General features: G+C 51.4%; 18 protein-coding genes and 1 pseudogene. 14 read left to right on the forward strand and 5 right to left on the reverse strand.

Going from position 1 to position 26999, the window contains the following annotated elements; translation table 11 throughout:
- Window positions 1-3: 3 nt before the first annotated feature.
- Window positions 4-1725, reverse strand: a complete 1722-nt coding sequence (gene glgP, locus HG66A1_RS10035) for an alpha-glucan family phosphorylase (protein ID WP_145039130.1) — start codon at window positions 1723-1725, stop codon at window positions 4-6.
- A 457-nt stretch (window positions 1726-2182) separates the two neighbouring features.
- On the opposite strand from glgP, the gene HG66A1_RS10040 reads away from it, so the two are divergent.
- Genes HG66A1_RS10040 through HG66A1_RS10055 form a run of 4 tightly spaced genes read left to right on the forward strand, consistent with a single transcriptional unit; the run spans window position 2183 to window position 10134 of the window.
- The gene (locus HG66A1_RS10040; RefSeq protein WP_197997079.1) at window positions 2183-2758 is read left to right on the forward strand and encodes an RNA polymerase sigma factor; all 576 of its coding nucleotides are present in this window, start codon (window positions 2183-2185) and stop codon (window positions 2756-2758) included.
- A gap of 1 nt (window position 2759) precedes the next feature.
- Entirely contained in the window at window positions 2760-3629 is an 870-nt protein-coding gene (locus tag HG66A1_RS10045) for a zf-HC2 domain-containing protein (protein ID WP_145182892.1), read from the forward strand.
- 38 nt (window positions 3630-3667) lie between these two features.
- Window positions 3668-6073, forward strand: coding sequence for an efflux RND transporter periplasmic adaptor subunit (locus HG66A1_RS10050; RefSeq protein WP_145039134.1), 2406 nt, complete (start codon window positions 3668-3670; stop codon window positions 6071-6073).
- Window positions 6074-6117: 44 nt separating this feature from the next.
- On the forward strand, window positions 6118-10134 hold the full coding sequence (locus HG66A1_RS10055) for an efflux RND transporter permease subunit (RefSeq protein WP_145182894.1): 4017 nt from the start codon (window positions 6118-6120) through the stop codon (window positions 10132-10134).
- Window positions 10135-10299: 165 nt separating this feature from the next.
- Here the strand turns inward: HG66A1_RS10055 and HG66A1_RS10060 are convergent, their stop codons facing one another.
- The 3 genes from HG66A1_RS10060 to HG66A1_RS10070 form a co-directional block, all read right to left on the reverse strand.
- Complete coding sequence (locus HG66A1_RS10060; protein WP_145182897.1) at window positions 10300-11082, reverse strand: heavy-metal-associated domain-containing protein; 783 nt, start codon at window positions 11080-11082, stop codon at window positions 10300-10302.
- Between the two features lie 31 nt (window positions 11083-11113).
- Entirely contained in the window at window positions 11114-11518 is a 405-nt protein-coding gene (locus HG66A1_RS10065; RefSeq protein WP_145182900.1) for a MerR family DNA-binding protein, read from the reverse strand.
- A 118-nt stretch (window positions 11519-11636) separates the two neighbouring features.
- Entirely contained in the window at window positions 11637-12956 is a 1320-nt protein-coding gene (locus tag HG66A1_RS10070; RefSeq protein WP_145182905.1) for an APC family permease, read from the reverse strand.
- 570 nt (window positions 12957-13526) lie between these two features.
- Between HG66A1_RS10070 and HG66A1_RS10075 the strand changes: the two genes are divergently transcribed.
- The 10 genes from HG66A1_RS10075 to HG66A1_RS10120 all read left to right on the forward strand — a co-directional run bounded on the left by HG66A1_RS10075 (window position 13527) and on the right by HG66A1_RS10120 (window position 24404).
- Window positions 13527-14999 (forward strand): TolC family protein, encoded by a 1473-nt coding sequence (locus tag HG66A1_RS10075; RefSeq protein ID WP_197997080.1) that lies wholly within the window; start codon window positions 13527-13529, stop codon window positions 14997-14999.
- 61 nt (window positions 15000-15060) lie between these two features.
- A complete protein-coding gene (locus HG66A1_RS10080) occupies window positions 15061-16557 on the forward strand; it encodes a multicopper oxidase domain-containing protein (RefSeq protein WP_145182909.1) in 1497 nt (498 codons plus the stop codon).
- Between the two features lie 461 nt (window positions 16558-17018).
- Window positions 17019-17276 (forward strand): hypothetical protein, encoded by a 258-nt coding sequence (locus tag HG66A1_RS10085; protein WP_145039147.1) that lies wholly within the window; start codon window positions 17019-17021, stop codon window positions 17274-17276.
- A 1014-nt stretch (window positions 17277-18290) separates the two neighbouring features.
- Window positions 18291-18545: a hypothetical protein gene (locus HG66A1_RS10090; protein ID WP_145182912.1), complete on the forward strand. Its 255-nt coding sequence runs from the start codon at window positions 18291-18293 to the stop codon at window positions 18543-18545.
- A 420-nt stretch (window positions 18546-18965) separates the two neighbouring features.
- Entirely contained in the window at window positions 18966-19775 is an 810-nt protein-coding gene (locus tag HG66A1_RS10095) for a YHS domain-containing protein (protein ID WP_197997081.1), read from the forward strand.
- A gap of 504 nt (window positions 19776-20279) precedes the next feature.
- Complete coding sequence (locus HG66A1_RS10100; RefSeq protein WP_145182915.1) at window positions 20280-20672, forward strand: hypothetical protein; 393 nt, start codon at window positions 20280-20282, stop codon at window positions 20670-20672.
- Between the two features lie 237 nt (window positions 20673-20909).
- On the forward strand, window positions 20910-21695 hold the full coding sequence (locus HG66A1_RS10105; RefSeq protein ID WP_145182918.1) for a hypothetical protein: 786 nt from the start codon (window positions 20910-20912) through the stop codon (window positions 21693-21695).
- Window positions 21696-21735: 40 nt separating this feature from the next.
- Window positions 21736-22956, forward strand: a complete 1221-nt coding sequence (locus HG66A1_RS10110) for an ABC transporter permease (RefSeq protein ID WP_145182921.1) — start codon at window positions 21736-21738, stop codon at window positions 22954-22956.
- A gap of 4 nt (window positions 22957-22960) precedes the next feature.
- A complete protein-coding gene (locus HG66A1_RS10115; RefSeq protein WP_145182924.1) occupies window positions 22961-23653 on the forward strand; it encodes an ABC transporter ATP-binding protein in 693 nt (230 codons plus the stop codon).
- Window positions 23654-23810: 157 nt separating this feature from the next.
- Entirely contained in the window at window positions 23811-24404 is a 594-nt protein-coding gene (locus tag HG66A1_RS10120; protein ID WP_197997082.1) for a hypothetical protein, read from the forward strand.
- On the opposite strand, the pseudogene HG66A1_RS10125 reads toward HG66A1_RS10120, so the two are convergent.
- Window positions 24299-26605, reverse strand: a pseudogene (locus tag HG66A1_RS10125) (type I restriction endonuclease subunit R); the annotation flags it as partial. The gene HG66A1_RS10120 and the pseudogene HG66A1_RS10125 overlap by 106 nt on opposite strands.
- Window positions 26606-26999: the final 394 nt, after the last annotated feature.

Below are 26999 nucleotides of genomic sequence, written 5' to 3' on the forward strand. Positions count from 1 at the left end.
TTGTCAGTCGTAATAGGCCTTGAGCACGTACTGCTGCACCATCCGCTGGGTATTGAAATAAGACGCATTCAGGGCAATGGCGTGGGCCATGATTTTCAGCCAGGCATCTCTCTGCTGATAAAACAGGGGAATGACAGAGTTCTCTAGTGTTTCATACAGACAGTTTGCGTCATGGGCGAGTCGTTCCTGGTCGTTGTGATAACTTTCCCCGACATGATCAATCGCCCAGCCTGTGACTCCTTCCACACAACCTTCGATCCACCAGCCGTCCAGAACGCTCAAGCTGGGGACACCGTTGAGAGCCGCTTTCATTCCACTGGTGCCCGAGGCTTCCAGGGGAGGGAGTGGCGTGTTGAGCCAGACATCAACCCCTGAGGTCAAGAGACGCGCCAGTTCCCAGTCATAATTCTCCAGGTAAACGACCTTCACTTCAGGTAGCATCGAATCCTTCTGCTGAAAAATCTCCTGAATCAGATGCTTGCCCTGTTCGTCGTGTGGGTGGGCTTTCCCGGCAAAGACAACCTGGATATTTCGGACCTGGCGGGCCAGATTTTTGAGCCGGGCCGGATCGTGGAATAATAAATTGGCTCTCTTGTAAGCGGTGGCCCGACGGGCAAAGCCAAGTGTGAAGGTGTTGATGTCGAAGCCTGTCCCTGAGCTGGCGTTGACCTGATCAATGAGTTTTTGTTTGGCCGCCTGATGTGCCTTCCAGATATCCTCACCGGGAATGGACAACGCACTGCGCAGGCTGGAATTGTCCTCCCGCCACCCCGGAAGATAATGGTCAAACAGGCTGGCCAATGCGGGAGCAGCCCAGGTTTCCAGATGGACTCCATTCGTGATATGGTCGATCTCGTAGTGGTGATACTGATCTCGAGGGACGAGCATCTTACGAGAGACTTCACCATGCTTTCGGGCGACACCGTTGACATAATGGCTGAGATTCAGCGCAAGGTATGTCATATTCAATTCGCCTTCACAGCAAAACACTTCATGATTCTCAAAAATATCAGATCGCGCGAGTGTGTGCTGTACCAGATCCAGGGGGAACCGGTCGTGGCCGGCGGGTACCGGGGTATGCGTGGTGAAGTTACAGCTGTGACGGACATTCTGCACATCCTGCGAATTAAACTGAGAGCGTCCCGCTGCCTGGGCACTCTCATCCAGCAACTCCAGTCCCAGCAGTGCGGCATGTCCCTCGTTCATGTGAAAACGTGTGATATCCTGGTGTCCCAGCGCCCGGAGTATTCGCACACCGCCGAGCCCTAAAATAATTTCCTGGCAAAGTCGATAATGCTGATCGCCTCCGTATAACTGGTCCGTCAACCTGCGATCCCAGTCTGAATTTCCTGCGATGTCGGTGTCCAGCAAGATGACGGGGAGCCTGTTTCCACGACAACTCTGAATTTCATATTTCCATGCACGCACATGAATCGGCCGGTTTTCGATTTCCACGTCGACTTGAACGGGCAGTTCACTGCAATACTGACCGATTTCCCAGGGCATAGGGTTTTCATACTGCCAGCCCGATGAATCCAGGGATTGAGCAAAGTATCCCTGACGCTGAAGCAGTGTGACGCCGATCATCGCCACGCCCAGATCAGCCGCTGCACGGAGCGTATCGCCAGCCAGGATTCCCAGGCCTCCACTGTAGGTCGGCATCTTCGGATGCAGAGCGATTTCCATTGAAAAATAAGCGACAAGCGGGCGATCTGAATGAGTCATCTTGAAATCCTTTCCATCAGAAGTCTGACTGATCGGTTTTTCTCAAGTACAAATGCAGTTGCCCGATAATGAAATTCCCGCATGTGATGTGGAGCAGGGTGATGCAGATCGGACCTGAAAGAGCGACAGGAAGCGGTTATTATTGCTTTGTATGAATCACCTGTTTCGGGAAGCAGTGAGCAAATCCAACAAACTCTCCTCACTTTAGATGCCTGAATCCTGGAATTCTTCACGAAAAACAAGAATTTTATCATACTGCTGATGTTCGAAAGGTCTCGCATCAACTCTCAGGTTGAGGGGATTGCATTAGCGGGCTTGTTCCATTATGACTTTGGATATTCTGCTGCAATGACCTCGTTTTCCACCTATTGTATTTTTACCATCACATTCTCTATTCTGTAGCTTTGCTGAAAAAAAGCGAATTATTTCTGTGTTTCTGTGAAGAAATCCCACAACCGTGTCATCTAAAAGAGCAACAAAACGACAAAACGCTTCTTTGCAGGCTCTGGTCGATGCTGAAACCATCGAAGGGTGCCAGGCAAGAGAGAGTCATGCGCAAGAGCGTCTTTACGGGTTGTGCCATGCACGGATTTATCACCTGATGGTTCGGATGGTTGGCTTGCAGGATGCTGCTGATTTAACTCAGCAGATATTTCTGCAGGCATTTCGTAAGATCGATCAATATGCGGGCCAATCGAAGTTTGAAACCTGGTTTTATCGACTGGCGATTAATGAGGCTCTTCAGTACCTGCGGAAAACTCGCCGCCGGTCGCACCTGTCATTAACACAAGAACCCATGTGTCAGAACCAGCCAGAGCAGAATCGCAGAGACATGAAAGAACTCCTGGAAGAGGCTCTGTCTCGACTGGAGCCGGAGGTGCTTTCCGTTTTCATACTGCATGAAGTGGAAAAGTTGACATATCGTGAAATTGCTGAGGTGAAAAAGATCGCAGAAGGCACTGTTGGCTCGCGAATGAATCGTGCTCGACGGGAGTTGAAACAGCACCTGACTGATCTGGGGTGGGAGCCATAACATGAATTGTCCCGAAGTCCAGGAATTACTTTCCGCTTATTATGATGGCGAACTGGATGAAGCCCGGTCATCCGCGGTCGCGGCGCATATTGAAACGTGCGCCGAGTGCAAAGCAGAACTGGATGTATTTGCAAAGCTGACACGACTGACGGAATCTCTCGATGCTCCAGCCCCCTCTGATCAGATCTGGAATCAAATTCAGCAACATCTGCATGATTCGCCCACCACGGATCAAACAGGAAAGGACAATCACCACACGACTGGACGTCGCAATTTCTTCAAATGGGGGGGGGGGACCTTAGCAGCAGTATTTCTGTTAGCCGTCGGTACTGGCTGGTGGTTCTTTCAGTCAGGGCGAGAAGTTAAGGAGCATCAACATAACCATCAACAGTTTACCGCTGAGTTTGGACAATATCTCGATCTTTTTACCCAAGATCCCAGTGCCGCCCAGCAATTCCTACTGGCGAAGTATCAAAATCAGCCCTTACAGGAGGGGCAGATTCCAGAGAAAACTGGTTATAAGCCATTCATTAGCAAAGGGCTGCCTGCAGATTATAGACTTGAATCCGCCCATCTGTTTAAGATGCCCTGTTGTACCTGCGTGCAAGCCGTTTGTAAAAGAAACGATGGTAGCACGCTGGCAATATTTGAGCACGATAAGGAAGAGACCAGCGAATGGTTCGGAGATCGGCCCAATGTTTGTATTGCCTGTAAGGACAGAAAGTGTTGTCTGGTGGAATTCGATCAGCAGATTGCTGCCAGCTGGAAACGGGGTTCTCATTACATCACATTGATTGGTGTAAGAGATTTAGATGAAGTGGATCGATTCGTGACCTGGTCGAATAAACATCAGCCGACAGCCACGAATTGAGTTTTCAGGAAAGTTACGATTTCCGATAGAGGCCGAAAATGAAATCACCTTTTCAATCTGACCGGTTACGTCACTTCTACAAACGAAATGCCGGGAAAATCTGGGTTTTGCAAACGGCCTTTTTGATATTGATCGGCTTCAGTATTGCCTGGTCAATGAAGGCCCCCTCTTCGGAGTCGGATCAACCTCCGAAGGAAACCGCTCATGCAGAGCATGCAAAAGCACCGCAGATCTGGACCTGCTCCATGCATCCCCAGATTCGCCGAAACGCACCTGGCAAATGCCCGATTTGTGGTATGGAACTGGTTCCTGTGGGGCCGACGCCGGAGGGAATGCGTACGATTCAGATCAGTGAGACTGCCCGTAATCTGCTGCGAATTGAAACCACGCCTGTAGAGCGGCGTGAGGTCACAGCAAAGATTCGCATGGTGGGGAAAGTCGAGTACGACGAAACAAAGCTGGCACATATCACGGCCTGGGTTTCAGGACGTCTGGATCGACTGTACGTCGATTTTACCGGCGTCGAGGTTAAAAAAGGCGAACATCTGGTCTATATCTACAGTGAAGAGTTGTATGCTGCCCAGGAAGAGTTGATTCAGGCACTGAAATACAAAAAAGAAGGTCCTGCGAAAACGACCAGGCTGGTGCAACCGATCGATCTCGTTGCATCTGCCCGTGAAAAGCTCAGACTGCTGGGACTGACTGCAGAGCAGATTCAGGAAATAGAAAAGCGGGGCACTCCCTCAGAACATCTCACGATTTACTCACCGATCGGCGGGATCGTCATTCAAAAGCTGAAGGAAGAGGGAGACCGCGTCCGCACCGGGGATCGAATTTATACTGTAGCCGATCTCAATCTGGTTTGGGTCAAGTTAGATGCCTACGAATCTGACCTGATCTGGCTGCATTATGGACAAAAAGTGATATTCAAAACCGAAGCCTATCCGGGGGAGACATTCACGGGGCGGATTGCCTTCATTGATCCTGTCCTGAATGAGTCAACACGCACGGTCAAAGTCAGAGTGAATGTGCCAAATAAAGATGGCAAGCTGAAACCGGAAATGTTTGTCAGCGCCGTGGTGGAATCACAGGTGGCAACGGGAGGCCGTGTCCTCGATGAAGAACTGATGGGGAAATGGATCAGTCCCATGCATCCGGAAATTATTAAGGATCATCCCGGGGTCTGTGATATCTGTGGAATGCCACTGGTTCGCGCTGAGACGCTGGGTGACGTTATCACACCAGAGGAAAAAAAAGACAAACCATTGGTGATTCCTGTATCAGCAGCTCTGGTTACGGGGACAAGAGCGATTGTTTATGTCGAAGTTCCTACAGCCAGCAAGCCGACCTATGAAGGGCGGGAAATCGTTCTGGGCCCGCGTGCTGGAAATTATTACATTGTCAGGAATGGTTTGAGAGAAGGCGAACTTGTCGTCACGAATGGCAATTTCCAGTTGGATAGTGCTCTGCAGATCTCTGCTAAACCGTCCATGATGACACCGGAAGGCGGCGGCGGTGGAGGAGGACATCAACACGGCGGCAGTAGTTCCGAAAACAAAAAGATGGAACAGAAACAGTCTCAGCCTAAGAAAATGTCTCTGCCACACCAGTTTCAGCAACAACTCAGCAGAGTACTTCAAGCCTCCGATGCCGTTACTGCGGCCATTGAAAAATCGGAACTGACTCAAGTGCGTGCGGCATTCGAGCAACTGGGACAGGCCCTGCAGCAGACAGATACCAAACTACTGACGGGACATGCCGCTATGCTGTGGGGGGAATTTTCCATGCTACTGTCAAATGACGCGGTTGAAGGCGGTGATGTTCTATCGCTGGAAGAGGCAGATCAGGTCTATGCCAAACTGAAACGGCATATACAACGTGTGCGTGCCCAGTTTGGAATGAATCATACAAACCACGAAAACGGTGCTAAGGACATTGAAGTGCCTGCTGAATTTCAGACTGAATTAGCGCCGTTACTGAACTTTTATTTTACCCTCTCAGAATTTCTGGCATCCGATCAGGAGCAGAAAGCACTTGGGGCTGGTTCGAAGTTGAAGCAGATACTCGGTTCGATTCAGAGTTCCGCTTTGCAGGGAGATGCTCTGAGATACTGGAATCAGGAAGCTGTCAATCTCGCCGGGATTGCCGATCAGTTTAAGCTGGCAAAGGACCTAAAGTCGCTGCGCAAGTCCTTCGCATTGCTTTCCCAGGAAATCCTGGTTCTGGTGAAGACTTTTGATCTTGCCCGCCAGCCGCCCCTGTATGAACTGCATTGTCCGATGGCCTTTCAGGGGCGGGGAGCGATCTGGTTGCAGCGCGATACTGAGGTCAAAAATCCATATTTTGGGACGTCGATGCTAAAGTGTGCGGATCGAGTGGTCCCGATCGCTAGAGAGCAACTTCAGGAAAAACCAATCGAACACAAGGGACATGACCATCAGTAAATATTGTTGGCAAACATGGTCTCTCCGTTTCGACAGGAAAACAGATGGTGACTGAATCCGAAAATGTAAACTTGAACCAGGATGAACCGAAATCGATTCTCGAAAAGGTCATCTGGTTCAGTCTGAACAACAAGCTGGTAGTCAGCTTACTGGTCATCGCGATTCTTGGCTGGGGCGCGATGGTTGCCCCCTTCGACTGGGATCTGGGGGGACTGCCGAGAAGTCCTGTCCCCGTGGATGCCATCCCTGATATTGGTGAGAACCAGCAGATTGTTTTCAGTCAATGGATGGGCAGGTCGCCCCAGGATGTGGAAGACCAGATTGGATATCCCCTCACGGTGGCACTGCTCGGGATTCCCGAAGTCAAAACCATCCGCAGTTACTCGATGTTTGGTTTTTCAACGATCTACGTGATTTTTAATGAGAAGGCGGAATTCTACTGGTCTCGCTCCCGCGTGCTGGAAAAACTGAACAGTTTGCCTCCGGATACCCTCCCGGAGGGCGTTCAACCGACACTGGGGCCTGATGCCACCGCCCTGGGACAGATCTTTTGGTATACGCTCGAAGGCCATGATCCGGATGGCAATGTCGTTGGAGGCTGGGATCTGCGCGAACTGCGTACGGCACAGGACTGGTATGTGCGTTACGCTCTGGCATCGGCGGAAGGGATCAGCGAAGTTGCCTCGATCGGTGGTTTCGTTCAGGAATACCAGATCGACGTTGACCCCGATGCAATGCGGGCAAACAAGGTGAGCCTGGAACAGGTTTTTAATGCCGTACGCATGTCAAATGTGGACGTGGGGGCGCGTACTATTGAATTAAACAAGGCAGAATATGTCATCCGCGGTCTGGGATTTGTCGAAAATATTGGCGACCTTGAGAAGACGGTCCTGAAGGTCAGCGACAACGTACCCATCACTGTCAAGGATGTCGCTACCGTCTCACTGGGGCCCGCTCTCAGACGTGGCGCGCTGGACAAAGAGGGTGCAGAAGCCGTAGGGGGAGTTTGCGTCGTTCGGTATGGATACAATCCGCTGGAAGCAATCAAAAACGTGAAAGAAAAAGTTGCGGAAGTATCTGTGGGGCTCCCGAGCAAGGTTTTAATTGACTTCAAGAAGATAACGCCTGACAAGATTACAGAGTATGCCCGACAGCATCACTTTGATGCCTATCAAAACGATCAATTGAATGATAAAGCCTGGGTTCAGCATTTAAGGTCCCTGGAACGCAGTGAGTGGCCAGAGTGGGCTACCATCAGCCAGATTACGGTCGTTCCGTTTTATGACCGCACAGGGTTAATTTATGAAACGCTGGGGACCCTGAACACCGCACTCACTGAGGAAATCCTGGTCACGATCATCGTCATTCTGATCAGTGTGATGCATTTGCGGAGTTCAGTTTTAATCAGTGCCCTGTTACCACTGGCTGTGCTCATGTGCTTTATTGCCATGAAAACACTGGGGGTCGATGCAAATATTGTTGCCCTGTCCGGCATCGCCATCGCCATAGGTACAATGGTCGATATGGGGATCATCCTCTGTGAAAATATCCTGAAACAACTGGATGAAGCTGGTCCAGATGCTGACCGTCTGAAAGTGATTTACAATGCTACCCGCGAAGTCGCCAGTGCTGTCCTCACTGCTGTGTCTACTACCGTTATCAGCTTTCTGCCCGTATTTACCATGATTGGGGCTGAAGGTAAGCTATTTAAGCCGCTCGCATTTACGAAAACCTTTGCCTTGATTTCCTCCGTCATTGTCGCACTGACGATTATTCCTCCCGCTGCCCATATTCTGTTTAGAGGAAAAGTTCACTCAACCTCAATCAAGCGTTTTCTTCCCTGGAGCCTGGTTATTCTTGGCATGCTGATTGTTCTGCTGGCTATCCTGAATATGCTCCCTATGGAAAATACTGGTTTCATCGGACGTTTCTCACTTCCCTGGTGGGTTGGAGCAATCGTACTGGGGCTGGGAGTGTACAATTTAATGGAACACCGAATTCCCGAACGCCTGCGTCAATTTGGGCCCCTGGCCGCAAACTACCTGGCCGTACTGGTGGTCGGCTTGATTCTAACCGAACACTGGCTCCCCCTGGGACCAGATAAAGGTTTTAGTCAAAATCTGATGTTCGTGACGCTGTTAATTGGTGGACTGTTGGCCTTCTTTCAATTCTTCCAGCGCGTCTTATATGAACCGCTGCTCCGCTGGTGTCTGAAAAACAAACTGCTCTTTCTTTCCATTCCAACACTGATCCTGTTTCTGGGCGGTTGTGCTTGGTTGGGCTTTGACCGTGTGTTCGGATTCGTTCCTGAACCAGTTCGTAATACAGCTCCGTGGAAAAGTATGGCAGCGACATTTCCGGGATTAGGTAAAGAGTTTATGCCACCATTAGATGAAGGCTCTTTCCTGTATATGCCAACAACGATGCCTCATGCCTCTATTGGCGAATCAATGGATGTACTGCAGCTCCAGGATAAACTGTTGATTTCTATCCCCGAAGTGGAATCGGTTGTGGGGAAGGTCGGTCGAGTAGACAGTCCTCTCGATCCCGCTCCGATTTCCATGATTGAAACCATCATTACATACAAGACTGAGTATAAATCGGATCAACAGGGGCATCGTATCAAGTATCGATATGATCCAGTCAAAAATGAATTTGTCCGAGATAAAAATGGAAAGCTGATCGAAGATTCTGATGGGCGTCCTTATCGTCAGTGGCGAGAACATATAAAGTCACCGAATGATATCTGGAAGGAAATCACCGACGCTGCCAGTTTGCCTGGGGCAACATCAGCTCCTAAACTGCAACCCATTGCCGCGCGGATTGTCATGCTGCAAAGTGGTATGCGTGCCCCAATGGGACTCAAGATCAAAGGCCCCGATTTACAAACGATTGAACGCGTGGCTCTGGATATTGAACGATTGCTCAAACAGGTTCCTTCAGTAGAAGAGTCTGCTGTGATTGCTGATCGTATTGTCGGAAAACCATATCTGGAGATCGACATCGATCGCGATGCGATTAAGAGATATGGATTACATATCCGCTCTGTTCAGGATGTGATTGAGGTCGCTATAGGCGGAAGGAGGATTACGACGACAGTCGAAGGCCGTGAACGCTACCCGGTCCGTGTGCGTTATGCCCGTGAATTGCGGGATGAAATTGAAACATTGGGCCGTATTCTGGTTCCCACCCCCACTGGCGCGCAGATCCCACTCGAGCAACTCGCCGAAATACGCTATACCCGTGGACCACAGGTGATTAAAAGCGAAGACACTTTCCTTTTGGGCTATGTCTTGTTCGACATGAAACCGGGGAATGCCGAAGTCGATGTTGTGGAAGAATGCCAGCGATTCCTGCAACAAAAAATACAAACCGGAGAATTGGTTCTCCCGCCAGGTGTGAGTTACAGCTTTGCCGGCAGTTATGAGAATCAGATCCGCTCTCAGAAGACTTTGATGATAGTACTGCCCTTGGCGCTGTTCGTGATTTTCCTGATCTTATACTTCCAGTTCAGTTCGGTCATCACGACCTCGCTGGTCTTCAGTGGGATTTTGATCGCCTGGTCGGGGGGCTTCATCATGCTCTGGCTATATGGACAACCCTGGTTTTTGGATTTTCAACTGTTCGATACCAGTATGCGTTCTCTGTTCCAGGTGCATCAAATCAATCTGAGCGTTGCCGTCTGGGTCGGATTCCTGGCTCTGTTCGGGATTGCCACTGATGATGGCGTCGTCATTACCACTTACCTCGACCAGAGTTTTCGTAAACGCAGGATCGGTTCTGCCAGGGAAGCGCGAGATGCCACTCTGGCTGCAGGCTTAAGGCGTGCCAGGCCCTGCTTAATGACCACGGCCACAACCATTCTGGCCCTCATTCCTGTCCTGACATCCACGGGGCGGGGCTCTGACATCATGGTCCCCATGGCGATCCCCAGCTTCGGGGGCATGCTCATCGAAATCATGACCATGCTGGTCGTACCGGTGCTTTACTGCAGTGTTATGGAGTGGAAGTTGAAATGGGGAATCGAAGATCCCCGTTTTGAGGAGAATGCTCAATCTTAAAAGCTCGAGAGATTATCCTCACTAAACTACCGCAAGGAGAAGACTGCGATTGAAGACGACATGACTCCTCTTCAATCGCAGAAGCAACTTCTCACCTCGAACAGGTTAAACAACAGGATCGTATGAAGATCCTGTCTCTTAAAGAGTATTTTTTAACTTGCCGTCCTACCACAGCATGAACAGGGCCATCAGGATCATCACGCTGTTTTCGATGATCGTGACCGCAGACATGGGCAGATTAAATACTGTCCCCAGACAGGCACACTGAATTGCCTGACGTTTTCGTACGGCTTGCAGCACACCGATTAAGCCGACCCCCATCACAACAACCGTGGCAGCGTTTATCAGCATCGGAAACCAGCCGAAAATAAATGCGACCCCCAGTGAAAATTCAAGAAACGGATAGAGTAACGCGTACAGACGCGACCGTTTTGCCACAATATCATAGGTCGCAAAGGCATCGGCGAACTTGCTGACATCAAGCAGCTTGAAGAAGGCAAATCCCAGGAAAAAACAGCCCATAAAGAAACGCAGGAAGTTTCCCCAGACCCAGCCCGATGCTTGTGCTGAGGTTAAGATCGCGGCTGCACCACATACATAAAATACAACCAGCAGCAGCGGCTTATAGGTACTGAGTTTGAAATGATGTTTCTCCTCTGGAGGCTGAATCTGCTCCAGCCGGGGAGTCGCCTTTAAATCCTCCTGTTTTAAAACAGGCTTCGCCTCAAACCCGGCTCCCTCTACAACCGCGATAAGTTTCTCGACAGGATCTTCCCCCTGCATTTTAGCTGTGACAGTTTTTAATCCACTGGAAAGGTCTGCTTCCCACTCCTGTATCTCAACAGTCTGATCCAGCACAGGTTGTAATTTTCCCAAACAGGACTGGCACTTCATATTTGTCGATACGGTCACCTCTTGAAGGTGATCTTCCTGCTTCACCAATGTCATATTTTGATTCTCCCTATTTTAAGTATCAGGTTTATAGTTCGGGGGAGGTAATCGATTCGATGATCGGACAGTCAGACAGAGCACCTCGGCCACTGCACTTTTCATGCAGAGTCTCAAGAGTTGACGCCAAGCGTTGCAAATCATCAATTTTCTGACGGATTTCAACCAGTTTCTGACCAGCCAGTTGCTTGACCTCTCTCTTGGATGAATGCGGGTTGTCCGCGAGATGCAGTAACTGTCCGACTTCAGCGAGAGTAAACCCGAGTTCCTGGGCACGTTTGATAAACTTGATCCTGTCAATCACATCCGGCGGATATTCCCGGAATGAGGACAACGCGACGGGCTGTTTGACCAACCACTTCCGTTCATAAAACCGCACTGTCTCTACACCAACCCCTGCTGCCTGGGCGACTCGTCCGATTGTCAACTTACTCATATTTCAACCTCCTGCGAGTATTATAGACTCTGTACCATGGTACGGGGTCAAGGGGAGGTTCTAGCAAGCATAAAAGAATGATGAAATATGTCGGGCTTTCGAGTTCCACTCGACATCGTTAACTGTCAGTTTGACTGAATTTAAGAAAAAGCCAGACACCGAGGAATATTAAGCTCAATCCGGCAAGGGAAACGTAAATCACCAGCATGTCTGTCTGAGCTTTGACAACCAGAAACGCCCCTAAAACGACGACGTCCAATATTATGGCCGTGATTAAGACGAGGCTATTGGCCTCTACGTCTTTGCGCAGGTGATAAAATACTCCCCAATGGATGGCGATATCCATGATGATATAGAAGATGGCTCCCAACGAGGCGATACGGCTTAAATCAAAGAAAACCGTTAATAGCATGGCCATAATAACGGTATACACCAATGTGTGCTTTTGGATGCTACCAGGCATGCCAAAATGTGAGTGTGGCACTAATTTCATGTCTGTGAGCATTGCCAGCATACGTGAAACCGCAAACACACTGGCAATCACACCAGATACAGTGGCGATAATCGCAAACAATACGGTAAACCATAAGCCGTAATCTCCGAATGCAGGCCGAGCGGCTTCTGCAAGAGAGTAATCTTTCGCTTTGATAATTTCATCGACCGTCAGGCTTCCCCCCACAGCCAACGTCACAAGCATATATAGGACCAGACAGAGGGCTATCGAAATGATGATGGCTCGTCCTACATTTTTGTGAGGATTTTTTAGCTCTCCGCCGCTATTTGTAATCGTAGTAAATCCCTTGTAGGCCAGAATGGCGAGCGCCACTGCTCCTAGAAATTCGCCTGGGCCTGCGCCGGTTTTATCAGTTGAAGAAGAACTTTCGAAAGAAAAGCCGGAAGCCCATAATCCCCCGATCGCAAAGACGACAATCCCACCAATTTTGATAAATGCGGTGAAAAATGATAACTTTTGTATGTATTCGTTGCTTAAGATATTCACCAGAAAAGCAAATGCGAGCAAGCCGACTCCGAGAGCGACCACCAACCAGCTATATTCGCCGACATTGAAGAGTTGCAGTGTGTAAGTACCGAAGGTTTTAGCGACCAGACTCTCATTGATGATCATGGAAAAGTACATCAGCAACGCAAAGGCGCCTGTGAGCGTTGTTTTACCGTAAGCTTTCTCAAGGAACATGGCAATTCCACCTGCGGATGGATAAGCATTTGCCATTTTTACATAGGAATAGGCGCTGAATGATGCCACGATTGCTGCTGCCAGAAATGCTAGTGGGAACCAATGTTTCGCCAGCTCAGCCACTTGACCGGTCAGAGCAAAAATACCAGCGCCAATCATCACTCCCGTGCCCATCGCAACTGCACCCGCCAAAGTCAGACTGTCCTTTTTATACTCGGATGCATGCTCGCCAGAATGTTCCATGTGGTTACCTGTTTGTGCAGTTTTCCTGAAAAAGATATTGTCTCGTATCTCGTGTGTGATATCAGGCTCGGCTTTTCGGCTTCAACTGATTTCCGTACTGACGCTTTACAAAGCAATATGTGTGCCAGCACGCAAATCTATTATATCGAACTGATTTTCACGATCTCAGCTGATAAAATCCGATACAGAACCGGTTGCCCGGCAATCACTTTGAGTGATTGTCCTTCGCTGGTGGAGTGGACGTTGGTTCCACTCTGGTACACATTCTTTTTGAACTGCAGTGGAAGAATTCACTGGTGAAGACTTAAAAAGACCGGGAGGTAAAATACGCGGTTTATGCAAACTGTCTGGTGAAAAAAATCATCCTTTGCGGATTAAGCAGAGTGTGTGCAGCCCCTGGATAAAGCAGATCTGTACAGACAGACGAATCAATCTCTATACGGCTGTGGTTTTACTGGAGCGCCTGCGCAAACCGCAAACATAACCTCTTTGGCCCTGGCTTATGTTCTGATCTTCCAGACTGCAATACGCCTACACCTTTCTCAGTCGAATTTTGCCGGAAGTCTTCGAATGGCAGATACATATACTCGTAAGATTATGATATCACTGACGATACTTGGCGGATGCTGTGTGCCGCAACTGCTCAGAGCCCAGGACGCGTTCCCCTTAGTCCCTCCCGCAGCAGAACCCAGAAACGCTGAGACGTCCCGGGATCAAGTCGGGCGACGGTTTATTCCTCCCTCGTCCTTTCCGAAGTCACCAGCCGGTGTGGAAGACCTGATGAAACAGGAGACACCACAATCCCTGGAAACGGATCTCACCCTGGATGCGCTGCTGATGATGGCGACGGAAAATAATCCCACGCTGGTTCAGGCGCAGCAACAGATTCAGGGGACCCTGGGCAAGGCCCTGGAAGCCGGACTGTATCCCAATCCGACCTTCTATTATATCGCCGAGCAGATCTTCGTGGATTCTGAAACCGACACCGATACGCCGGGGGAATTCCAGGGAGGTGCCGTTCAGCAGGAAATCGTCACCGCCAACAAGCGGGAGATCAGTCGACGGAAATATCAGCAGCGTGCAAAAACGGCGGAATGGATGGCCGTCGCCCAGCAGTGGCGAGTCTGTAATGATGTCCGCATTCATTTCTGGAAAACGCTGGGGCATCGTCAGATTGTCGACATTCGCCGCGAACTGCTTAAAGCTGCCGAAGACTCGGCACTGACGACGCGCGAGCAGGTCAACCTGGGGCAGGCCACTCAGGCTGAGCTTCATCTTTCCAATGTCTCCCTGCAGCGCACCCGGCTCTCTCTGCTGAATGCCGAAAACATGTATCGCAGCCAGTTCGCCATGCTCAGTTCCCTGGTGGGAGTGGAACTGGAGCCGCAACCTCTCAAGGGTGAACTTAAGGCGGATATGGAATCCATGATTGACTTCAACCAGGCAGTCGAAAACCTGTATAGCGACAGTCCTGAAGTGCTGGCTGCCACCGCGAAGTGGCAGGCCGACTGTGTCACCCTGGAACGGGAACGCGTCGAACCGATCCCCAATATCTTTGTGAAAGCGGCCACGGGTTATAACCACGAAGCCCGTGAGCCGGTCGCCTCGGTGCAGGTTTTTCTGGAAGTGCCGATCTTTGATCGCAACCAGGGGACGATTCAGCAGGCCGAGGCCGACCTGGCCCGTCAGAATGCAGAGATCCAGCGCACCAGACTCAGACTGCGACAGGACCTGGCACTGCACTACCAGAAATATTTGACAGCGCTTCAGCATGTGATAGAATTTCAGTCGGTCATCCTGCCTGAAGCGAAGGCCGCTTATGCGAACCAGTTGGGTGCCTATAAGGACGATCGACAAAACTGGGGTGATGTTCTGAAAACCCAGCGGGAATATTATCAACTGCGGGAGCAGTTCGTGCACCATCTCATTGCCTGGCGTACCAACGAGACGCTGATCAATGGTTTTCTCCTGCACGGGGGTTTAAAAGCCGCAGAGTCCCCCACACCGCCCGGTCATATCGATTCGGTCGCTCAGCCTCGCTGACCGGATGCGCCGTCTCTTTACCGCCTTTTACCCGCTTTGATTTTTAAACAGGAGTCCTGGTATGTCAGACTCATCCTCCCGGCGCGCCTTTCTGAAAAATGGAACTGTGGGCACATTTGCTGCATTAAGTGCCGGCACCCCGGCTGCGGCAGCATTATCAAAAGAACAATACGATTCCCCGTCGGATCAAGCTTCGAAGAAACAGGCAGATCAACACGAAGTCCGGGACGAATACGACGGCTTCTCACGCTATCGCCCCAGCCGCGGGCATGATCCCGACAGTGACTATTACATCGGCAAGCGGGTTCCCGGTTTTCGCAATCCGGCTGATGGCCCGGCCCCCTTCATCGCCAACGACCTGGATAAGCTCCCCTGGAAGATGAAAAATGGTGCCAAGGAGTTTCACCTGGTCTGCGAACCTGTGGCACGGGAGTTCCTGCCCGGTCATTGGATGAACGTCTACGGCTTCAACGGCTCCATGCCCGGTCCCACGATTGAAGTGACCCAGGGGGATCGGATTCGGATCATCGTGCATAACGAATTGCCGGAAGAGACCTCCGTTCACTGGCACGGTTTTGAAATGCCCGTGCAGTATGATGGTGCGGATACCATGACGCAAAATCCCATCAAGCCGGGAAAAACATTCAAATACGAATTCGACGTGCATGAAGAAGGCACCTTCTTCTACCATTCGCATGTGGCGATGCAGGAAGCGTTCGGCATGGTCGGCTGGTTCATTGTGCATCCCCAAAAAGTCTGGGACCCCCCGGTCGACCGCGATTTCGGTGTCATCTTTCAGAATTTCCGCATCGATCCCATGCAGACGGTCGCCAACAGTTGGAGCATGGACTGGAACTGGCACACCATTAACGGTCGGAGCGGCCCCTATGCCACGCCCCTGGTCTGCAAGCACGGCGAACGCGTCCGTGTGCGTCTGCTGGATTTCAGTCCGGTGCAGCACCATCCGATACATATGCACGGTCACACTTTCTGGATCACCGGACACGAGGGCGCCCGCATCCCTAAATCCGCCTGGATTCCCCGCAACACTGAACTCGTCGGCGTCGCTCAGGCGGCTGACTTCGAATTCATCGCCAACAATCCCGGCGACTGGATGTTCCACTGTCACATGGTACATCACATGATGAACCACATGGTTCAGCACGTGGGCCCCCGTCTGCGGGAAGATGCCAAAGTCGACCGCTACCTCACCAGCCTCGACACACGCCCCCGCGTCAAAATGCACCAGGACCCCAAATTCGAAATTCCCGGCTACCCGCAGAAAATGCAGGGCATGACCATGACGAAACCCATGATGAAAAAACTCTGGTCCCGCCGAGAGGTCAAAGGGATGCGGGCTAATGCCATGATGTCGATGGCGGGGCTCATGACCTCGGTACGTGTCCTGCCAGATGACCTGTATCAGCGCGTGATGGAGACAGATGAAAAGGTACCCAAAGGCTCCATCTTCAAAGAGATCGTCAAACGCTTCGGCACGATTGAAGACTACGAACCCGCCCCGCCCGACGCAATGCAGAACATGCTCAATGACGACTGATCCCGGGACCGGAAGCGAATATTCCTCTCGCCTCAATTTAACTCCGGTTCTGTAAACGGATTTCTCTCCGGTTGATTGTAAAATATTAATCAGCCTGGACCGGAATCTCATCTCTTAACTGCAGGCATGGCTGTTTCTGCAGGTCGGAATACTGGCGAATATATTCCGGGGTATCTTCAATCTTCTCCGTTTACGATCAATATGATTGAGAGTGCTTCAAGGCAGCTCTAATGCCAGAATACAAAAGCGACTGCAGTGGCTTAGTCAGCGACGGTATCTTTAGAGACGGAATCATCAACCGGTACATCTCTACTGCTACCGCTTTGTTGCGTCGGGCTACTGCAAACGAGCTTCCAGTGGAAGCCTGGGAGTGGTGACTTTCGAATTAATCTGGATTTCCAAAAGGTGTGAATGGCACAGGACGTGCTCCGTAATTGTGATAAGAGTGAGGAAACCGGCCTGTGAACTTACAGCTGGTCGGAGGTGCGAGACACGGAGCAGCGATCTTTTCTTTGGCAGACGAACTGTATTTCTATTGGCTGAAGATGTCGCACTGCTCTGTCATATCGTCGTATTTTGTCGGCGTTGAACCGGAACTGTTATCTCAGGAGGTTCGTAGTGAGCACCATCATGGTGATGCCGGGCACGGCGCTTCATCTGAAACACACTCGGAGAGCAGCCATGAACATTCAGAAGGTGAGGACCAGCATGAGCATTAAATATGCTTTTCTTTTGCGACCATTTTCTACACTCGCATTCCAACTGGCACAGAGTTGGAGGCGAGGTCAGACATCCGAACTGACTCGGTAAAACCCGGAATCGAATTTCGGTGGCTGATCATTTTTCGCCGAGTGCCATCTGTCGGCTTGCCCATCAGTACCCATCAGCGTAGGTCGGCGTGCCCACGTGTCCGCCCGACTGGCGAGGTCCAATACGTATTATGCCTTTGCAAGCATCCGTACAGAACAGTACCCGTCTCCGGTAAACTGAAAGCAACCAAGTCAGAAGCGCCAACCAGACCACCGATAGTCGATTTTTCAATCACAGTCCTGGCAGATCGAATTGATGTCACAAGTTGTCGATTCGACGACAATAAAACAGCGGGGTCTGTTGTTCCGGCACAGATACAGAAACCACTCTGTGAGCTGTGTATTTATGGACGATCGGGATATTCAAGCAGAGAAAAGCGGTGCTGAGATGACGTTTGGCACGCGGTGTGCGTCGTATATTGGCAACGCGGTCCATTGACGCTCCGTGATGAACGACTGGACGTATTCTCTATATCTGTTCCGATTACCTGGGAGCGAACAATGACCTGTAAAATTCTGACGACCATTGCATCCGTAGCGGCACTCGTTGCCACGGCCGTCCCTGCTTCAGCTAACGATGGATTCACGACCTATCCATCGCGGGGGTGCGGTTGCAGCACCAATGGCATTTACTCAAACAATTCCAACTACCCTAACGGCTATCCCACCGCGGGCGGATGCTCAAATGGGAATTGCGGATACCCGAATTCGAGTGGTTACTACGCCCCGGCACCTTCTGGCTTCCGTGGGAACTACTCTGTCCCGCTGACTCAAAACAGATCTCCCCGCCAAACGGCCCCACCATCAACGAATCCCTTCTTCGATTCGCGATCTCCTTACAGCGACAGCAGGAGCCTTCAACCCGCGTTCCAGTCCACCCCATCGTTCGGCACTGGAGAGTTTCGACCGGCGCTGCCCAACGCTGTGCAAGCTCCGTCGATCCCGGCCGGCATGGAAGGGATTGCTCAACTCTCTGCAACTGACCAGGTCGCCGCGTTGAGGCAACGAACCTGTCCAGTAACTAAGGAGCCGCTGGGGTCGATGGGCAAGCCAATTCGCGTGACCGTCGGAGGTCAGTCGATCTTCGTTTGCTGTGAGGGATGTGTCGCAGCGGTGAAACGGAATCCGGACAAGTATTTACGCGGTGCATCGACGCGCCAGCATTCGAACTTTCGTTGATCCACGCGAATGGAGCAATGATCGAATGATCGGTCAACCGGGAAACGGGTACTTCAAATTGAGATTGCCCGTTTCCCGGGGTCTGGACTGGCAAATTATGAGACGTGGCAGTCAAAGCAGAGATCTCTATGGCCCGAAACTTACAAAATGACTTGATTTATGTATGTGCGCTATGACTATCATAACATTTCAGTAAGATCACTTCAGGTAGAGCAGTCTTTGCAAACCGAATGAAGGCTAGAACATGCATTAATGATGATCCCTGTGTGGTAAAGATTCTTACGATATTTTCTCAACTTACATGAAGATCAGGCAGGCGTTGTGCATCCAATGTATCAGTGACGGGACAGCAAGCAGCAGTGGATTTTATAGTGGCTACCTGTAGTATCCCTGCAAGTCATTGGAGCATCGGAAAGGTCTATGAACGAGAAACAGTCAATAAAGTCTGTGAGTGACGATCCCATGCCACTTAAAATTGGCGTTATGGGAGGTGCCGGAAGTGATATTCCAGCACATTATCTGGATCGAGCGGCTCGACTTGGTGAAGAAATTGCTGCAGAAGGCTGTGTTATGATTACGGGAGCGTGTCCTGGTTTGCCTCTCGCTGCTGCACAGGGAGCTTCTAAGCAGGGGGGGACCGTTATCGGTATTTCTCCCGCCCTTAGTCTTGATGAGCATGCTTATAAATATGGTTCTCCAACACTCGCCCACAACGTGCTGATCTTTACCGGCAGCGGTCTGATGGGACGTGAGGTCGTTAATATTCACAGTAGTGATATCGTCGTAATTGTTGGAGGCAGAAGCGGAACACTGGGTGAATTAGCGATTGCCTATGACGAAGGAAAGTTAATCGGTGTGCTGACCGGAACTGGTGGCATCAGTGACATGGTTCAAAGTATTCTGGAAACGTGTCACAAAGACACCAGCGCTCGCGTTATCTATAATGATGACCCGCAACAACTGGTCAATGAATTACTGGAAGTGTATCGAAACGAACATTTTCGCCGTCCTTCTGTATTTTGCCGTGGAGTCCAGGCTGCATCACCAATCACCATCGCAAACGGCAAGAAAGACATCGTTTGTGGAATGATCTTAGAACCGGGCTCTGCGGCTGCAAGGCGCGAACAGAATGGAAGTGAATATGTGTTTTGCTCACTTCATTGTGCTGAAAAATTTGACGCACAGCCATCGAACTATCTTGAGTCGGAAAAGTCTGATAGCTCATTATAATGCCTGCCAACCATACAGAGCCCCGGTGCCAGATGCGCGTAGGCTCCGTTAAAGTCACAAACAACTACCCTGCATGGCAGACGTCTCCCGCCCACGTCAGTAATTTCACCAGAATTTGTTTTCAAAGTTCAATGAACTACGAAACATAATGGACGACAGTCTTTTCTACCCGACGAGCACCACTACTTCTCAAAAGTTTCTGATCTTGGCAGATCGCAGTAAATCATCTAGGATTCAGCCCCTTGATTTTTACTGCGGTAGACTGGGGGGACTGCCTTGACTGCACAGTTCCCGAGATCTTTGTTGAAAGTACTCAGGCTAATCAGCAGAATCATCATCACTGTCCAGATTGAATCAAGCGGCGGAACTCTGCATGTCGATGTCAGAAGTGTTTGCCGTGATTTTTCGAGTGGTACTAGAATCCTATCCAGTGCCCCTTGAAATCTGAGTGACAGGTACGGCCCCGGTAGAATTCTGGAAATCCCTTTTACGTTTAGAGTTGTGATGAAACTGCTTCGCTTGTTCATGATCGTTCTGCTGCTGCAACCTTGCCCGGTCTGCTGGGGGCATGGATTGACCGCACACGGAGAAGCATCTCAACACGACTCCGGCGACTGCAAAGCGGTTTCTTCAAGCTGTCCCTGTTGTGCTCAGTGGAAACAAAAACAGGGAGTTCAGCAACAGTTACCACAGGATGACGAACATGATTGTCCCTGCACGTGTCATGTTTCAGACGAAGTATTCGCCTTTACAGGACCAGCGGTACATCTCGAAAGTTGCACTCCTCCTGTGACGCTGGTCGTTAGTCTGGATCAGTCCTGCCACTTCGTAACTCATCTGAATAACGTAGCAAATGATACTTCACAGGCCGCTGTGATACTCCCGCTGCGCTTATAAATTTCTCTCGGGCTCGCTTGCCTGCTGGCAGTGACGGTCACTGATTGTCCAAGGCGTTATTATCGCCTGGCCGTCTCTTTGAATTCAATGCTGATTCAAATGATACCTGCTGCGCCTGTATCTGTTTAGATTCAGCCGCACTCCGCTGTCTTTGCGCGCATTTCAGATCGAGTCCATTACCTCTTTTGCAGATCAAAATCGTATTCATAATCAAAAACAGGTAAGGAAATTTATAATATGAAGACTCACACTCTTGTAGGACTGTTTAAAAACAATGGTATCCGTCTGCTGGCCGCAGGCACTCTGCTGGTTTCCCTGTCGAACGTCTCTTCGGCACAAAATGCGCCCCGGGGGGCATCATTGAGCAAGGCGGAAGCATCACGTGCTTCCGCAGCGGAACAGAATAAATACACGTTTATCATGTTCTGGAAAGACCAGGATACAACCACCAAAAGCATGTGGAGCACACTGCAGCAGAATCTGTCCGACAAAAACACAGCGTCCGTTGTGGCGGTTAACACAGGCGATCCCCAGGAACGCAAGATTATTGAACAGTATGGAGTCTCACGCGCCCCTATGCCGCTCACGCTGGCAGTTGCTCCCAATGGGGCGGTCACCGGTTCCTATGTGAAACAGATTAACGCTGACTATATTCAGCAAGCTTTCGTGTCCCCCGCCAAATCACAGTGCATGCTGAATCTGCAGAGCCGGAGAATGGTGCTGTTGTGTGTAAGTCCCTCCGGTCAGGCTGGCGTCCCCAAGGGGGTTCAGAATTTCAAATCAATTCCCTGTTACAAGAACGCGGTGGAAGTGATCAACGTTTCACAATCTGAACCGGCCGAACGCGACTTTCTGAACGAGCTGAGAGTGCCCGCTTCACAGAACTCTGCCGTTGTTTTTATGGCACCTCCCGGGGTGATGGTTGGAAAGTATAACAGCAGTGTATCCAGCCAGCAGCTGATTGCCGAACTGAAAAAAGCAGGTAAAAGCTGTGGGGTGGAAGGCTGCAAGCACTGTAAATAAACCAGCGCATCACATTCACACATTCAAAAGGAGGTCTCTCATGAAAATGAGAACAATTGTCTGGAAAGAAATGAAAGAGCGCCCTACGGCGCTGATTGCCAGTCTGCTGGCGATCATTCTGAGTGTGACGGCGCTGGTCGCGATCCGTAACGTCACGATTTTCTCAGAGCAGGAGGTCGCCGGTAAACTCGACGAACTGGGAGCGAACGTACTGATTCTCCCCGAAGGAGTCACGCTGCAGGACTACTATGCAGCGGACATGCACAAGGAGACTATCCCCGAAGAGCATGTGGCTGAACTGGCACTGGCGGGACTGACCGGAGTGGAGGCAATGACGCCCAAACTTTGTGTTCCCACCAGGCTGGATGATCGTAACGTGATTCTGACAGGCATCCTGCCACAATCCGAAATTCAGAAGATGAATGCCTGGTCGGGGGGAGGGATGCTTTTTAAGAAACATGAAGGCTGTAAAGCCAAGATTAACGTGGCCGATGCAAATCTGGATGCTCCCGCATCTCTGGCAGAACGCCGGGCGCTACAGCATCTTAATCAATCGGAAGTACTGCTTGGCGCTGATTTTGCTGCCCGCCAGGGGCTGAAAGAAGGCGATCAGCTCCAGCTTCTGGGGGAAACGTTTGACGTGCTCAGCGTGCTTCCTGCAACGGGGACGGTCGATGACAGCCGGGTGTTTGCGCACCTGCACACCGTGCAGCGGTTGTCAGGGGCGGGCCCGGTTGTGAATATCATTGAGGTCATGGGCTGCTGTGAAGATGTTGCCAACGGCCTGGTAGGGGAGTTGCAGTCGCTGTTGCCCGACACCAAGGTGGTTACGATTGCCAACGTCGTTGAAACTCAGGTCTCGATTAACCGGATGATGACCAATCTGTCGTACCTGTTCCTGGCGATTCTGGTTGCCGTCGGCGGTGTCAGCATGGCCAGCGCGAGCTTCGCGAATGTCATGGAACGCCGCCGTGAGATCGGAACCCTGATGGCCCTGGGGGCCACACCCCGATTTGTGACCCGACTGTTCCTGGCCAAGGCGGCACTGCTCGGTCTGGCCGGAGGGATCAGCGGATATGTTCTGGGGAGTCTGATAGCAGTCTTCCTCGGACCGGCATTTGCAGATGTCTCGGTATTTCCTGTACCCAGTCTGGCAATCATTGCCGCTGCGGTTGCGGTACTGGTGACACTGGCCGCCAGTTATTTCCCGGCGCGTCAGGCATCCCGCCTCGACCCCTGTCTCTGTTTCAAGGAGGTCTAACCAGATGTTAAAGTTGGAATCTGTCAAAAAAGTATACCGCAAAAAACAGGACGAAGTGATTGCCTTGGACACGACCGATATCGAGATCGCACAAGGCGAGTTCGCTGCGATTATCGGTCCCAGCGGGAGTGGTAAGACAACACTGCTTTCCATGCTGGGGGCAATGTCAGCTCCTTCTGAGGGACGCATTCTGCTCGACGACGAGTCAATTTATGATCTGCCGATTGAAAAGCGTGCCGAAGTCAGACAGAACAAGATCGGGTTTGTCTTCCAGACATTCAACCTGGTCCCGTATCTGACGGCAATCGAAAATGTTCAGGTCCCGATGATGTTGTCGCAAAAGTTCAAAACAGAGCGGCAAGAGCGGGCGGAAGAATTGCTTGCTCAGGTGGGGCTGCAGGATCGCCTGCACCATAAGCCGAGTGAACTCAGTATCGGACAGCAGCAGCGTGTCGCGCTGGCACGCATGCTGGCCAATGATCCTACGATCATTCTCGCCGATGAACCGACAGGAAATCTTGATCCGGAGACTCGTGATCAGGTTCTCGCTTTCCTGCGTCAATTCAATGAGGAGGGGCGCACGATCATCATGGTGACGCATGATTTATCCGCTGCGGAGTGTGCCCGCAGAACCCTACGTCTTTCTGAAGGTCGTATCCAGGCAGGTTCCGAACAGGATCTGTTGAAAACGGCTTAATGAAAGTTTGTTCTTTGGTCGCCAGGCTCGAGTCCTCTCCGTTCGCGAGAGGGCTCGAGCACTGGATATGAAATCGAGTTGACTCTGACCGTCGACAAAGCGGGGCAGGGACGTATATATCAGGTTCAGGAGAACTGAGATGCATGGATTGCCGAAAATGTTAATGAAATTCAGTACCCTTGGATCGCATTCGGCCAGGATGTTTCAACTGATCCTGATTCCCGCTCTGTTTTTAACTTCCTGTGCCTCAGATCGCGGGCAGATGGCTGCAAACCAGCGAGGTTCCATTCAGCCAGAGAGGCCGTTGGCAGACAACGAGCAGAGTGAGTCTCAGGCCGCACAAGTCGCTATCTCAGCTTCTGAAGTCGACGCCAGAGAACCTGCAGAAACCATACCCGGCGAATCGCGGGAAAAGTTGACTTTGACATCCTATCACGAAGCTTTTGAGGGAAAAATTCCACCACCGCCTGTCCCACCGGCTGGAGGACCGGATGTCCCAGAAACAGATCCTGAGGAAAATGCTTTGACACCAGCCAGCCGGACAATGAGCCTGGGCGAACTGGAGCAGATCGCACTGTCGAATAATCCCACCCTGGCTCTGCAACGGGCAGAGGTCGAGAAAGAACGGGGGAACTGGACTCAGGTCAGCAATCGCTGGGCAACCGGTTTGATCGCGGTTTCCAGCTGGCTCTGTTTCGCTTTGGGATTGAGTTCGACTTTCACGACCCGTTCGACTTCGAACTCGTCATAATAGCCGGTTTCGTCCAGTTTGCTCCGCAGGTCCAGGATCAGGTATGGATCGGTGACATCGGAGAGACCCGCCGTCGTGAAATAGACTTTGAAGGAATCGAGAATCTCTTCGGGATCGTTGACGAAGTCGAGCACATAGGTATCGTCTTTGCCCGGGTAGCAGCGGTTCAGCCGTGAGAGGGTCTGGACTGCCTGAATCCCGTCCAGCCGCTTGTCGATATACATTCCGCAGAGCAGCGGCTGATCGAAGCCGGTCTGGAACTTATTGGCCACCAGCAGGATCTGGTATTCATCACCCTTAAAGGCTTCGCGAATATCGCGTCCCTTCAGGCCGGGGTTGAGTTCCTTGCTGGTTTCCTTGAAAGGTTCGGGGCCGGACTCTTTGTCGTTGACTTCCCCCGAAAAGGCAACAAGGGTTTTGAGCGGATAGCCTTTTTCCTTGATGTACTTTTCAATCGCCAGCTGCCAGCGGACCGCCTCCAGGCGACTACTGACGACGACCATTGCTTTGGCTTTGCCGTCGAGCAACGGCGCGACCATCTCCCGGAAATGTTCGACGACGATCTGAACTTTCTGTGAGATGTTGTAGGGATGCAGCCGGACCCAGTTCATCAGGCCTTTCATGGCGGTGCCGCGTTCGACCTGCTTGTCGTCAAACTCTTTCCCCTCGTTTGCCAGTTTAAATGCCAGCTTGTAGGACGTGTAATTCTTGAGGACGTCCAAGATGAAGCCCTCTTCAATCGCCTGCCGCATGGAATAGACGTGGAACGGTTTTGGTAGATTGTCGGGGCCAGCGGGCTGACTGGGATTGGGTCGGCGTCCAAACAGTTCCAGCGTCTTGGCTTTGGGAGTGGCGGTAAATGCAACGTAGGTGATGCCCTTGTCACTGGCCCGAGATGCCATCTGCGCCGCGAGAATGTCTTCACTGGAGATCTCGCCCCCTTCGGAGAGGGCTTCCATCTCTTCCGCCGATAACAACTGTTTCAGTTTGGAAGCCGCTTCCCCCGTCTGGGAGCTGTGCGCCTCGTCAGCAATGACGGCGAACTGTTTCCCCTCGGTGGCCGCCAGCTCGCGGACTGCTTCCAGCGCGAAGGGAAACGTCTGGATTGTGCAGACGACGATCTTTTTATCGCCGGACAGGGCTTCCGCCAGTTCGGAACTCTTGCTCCCCCCGCCCCCTTTGACAGTGGCGACAACGCCTGCCGTCCGTTCGAAGCCGTGGATTACGTCCTGTAACTGGTTGTCGATTACTTTGCGGTCGGAGACTACCAGAACCGTGTCGAAGATCTTTTTATTGTCCGCATTATGCAGGTCGGCCAGAAAATGAGCCGACCAGGCAATGGAATTCGTTTTTCCCGAACCGGCGGAATGCTGAATCAGGTATTTCTGACCGGGGCCTTCCGAGAGGATTTTCTCCTGCAGTTTACGTGTCGCGATGAGCTGATGGTAACGGGGGAAGATGATTTTGGTGATGTCTTTTTTCTCGTTCCGTTCGGCGACCATATACCGCCCGAGGATTTCGAGCCAGCTTTCCGGCTGCCAGACCTGCTCCCAGAGATAGGAGACCATATAGCCGTCCTTGTTGACCGGATTTCCCGCGGCGCCGTCGTCGCCCAGATTGAACGGCAGGAAATGAGTCGCGGTGCCTTTCAGGTGTGTGGTCATCCTGACTTCACTGCTGCTGACCGCGAAGTGAACCAGGGCGCCCGAGGGGAACGAGAGCAGCGGTTCGGGGTTTTGCCCTTTGGGGGCGGGATCACGGTCATGGCGGTACTGGTCGACGGCGTCTTCGATGCTCTGGGTGTTGTCGGTTTTCAGTTCGACGGTCGCGACGGGGAGACCGTTCAGGAAGAGGACCAGGTCGATGCTGTTTTCGTTGTAGAGCGAATAGCGGACCTGTCGGACGACGCGCAGCCGGTTGGCGGCGTAGCGCTGCATAATGTCCGGGTTCATGGCCAGAGCGGGTTTGAACTGGGCGAGCTGAATTTTGCGACGGACGCCCAGAACGTCAAAGCCCTGCCGCAGGACGGAGAGAGTCCCGTTTTTATTGAGTATGTCGCGCAAACGATTCAATAGTGTCTGTTCTGCCGCTGCGCCGTGGTTTTTGGTGAGGACCTCCCAGGCGTCGGGCTGGGTTTCTTGTACCCAGGAGACGACATCTGACGGGTAGAGGGCTCTTTCCCGGTCGTAGTTCGTAGCGTCTTTACTGTGCCGTCGAGATTTACATGTTTACTTTCAAGAGCTTTAATGTATTCATCGAGTGCGAGGTGCATTGTTTCCCCACCGGCACCTTGGAAAAGCATGCGGCGCCCTCGTTTGATCAGTTTGTCACCTTCTGTTTTAATCTCATTTTCTGCTTCACCCTGCAGCTCTTCATCCAGTAATTCGATGTGAATAAATGGAACGTCGCGCCTAAGCTGGTCCAGCCATTGTCCGATCGAAGGGGAGGTTAGACCAGATTGCCCGAGCTGACGCGGTAGTGGCACTCGAACGGTCGCTTCACCATTCCGGATCGCTTCTGCAATAGTCAGACTAACTTCGTCCCATACCGGTTTCCCTGGCCTCTCAAAATCTAATTCACCGACGCCGATTGAGT

The sequence above is a fragment of the Gimesia chilikensis genome (assembly GCF_007744075.1).
GTDB lineage: Bacteria > Planctomycetota > Planctomycetia > Planctomycetales > Planctomycetaceae > Gimesia > Gimesia chilikensis_A.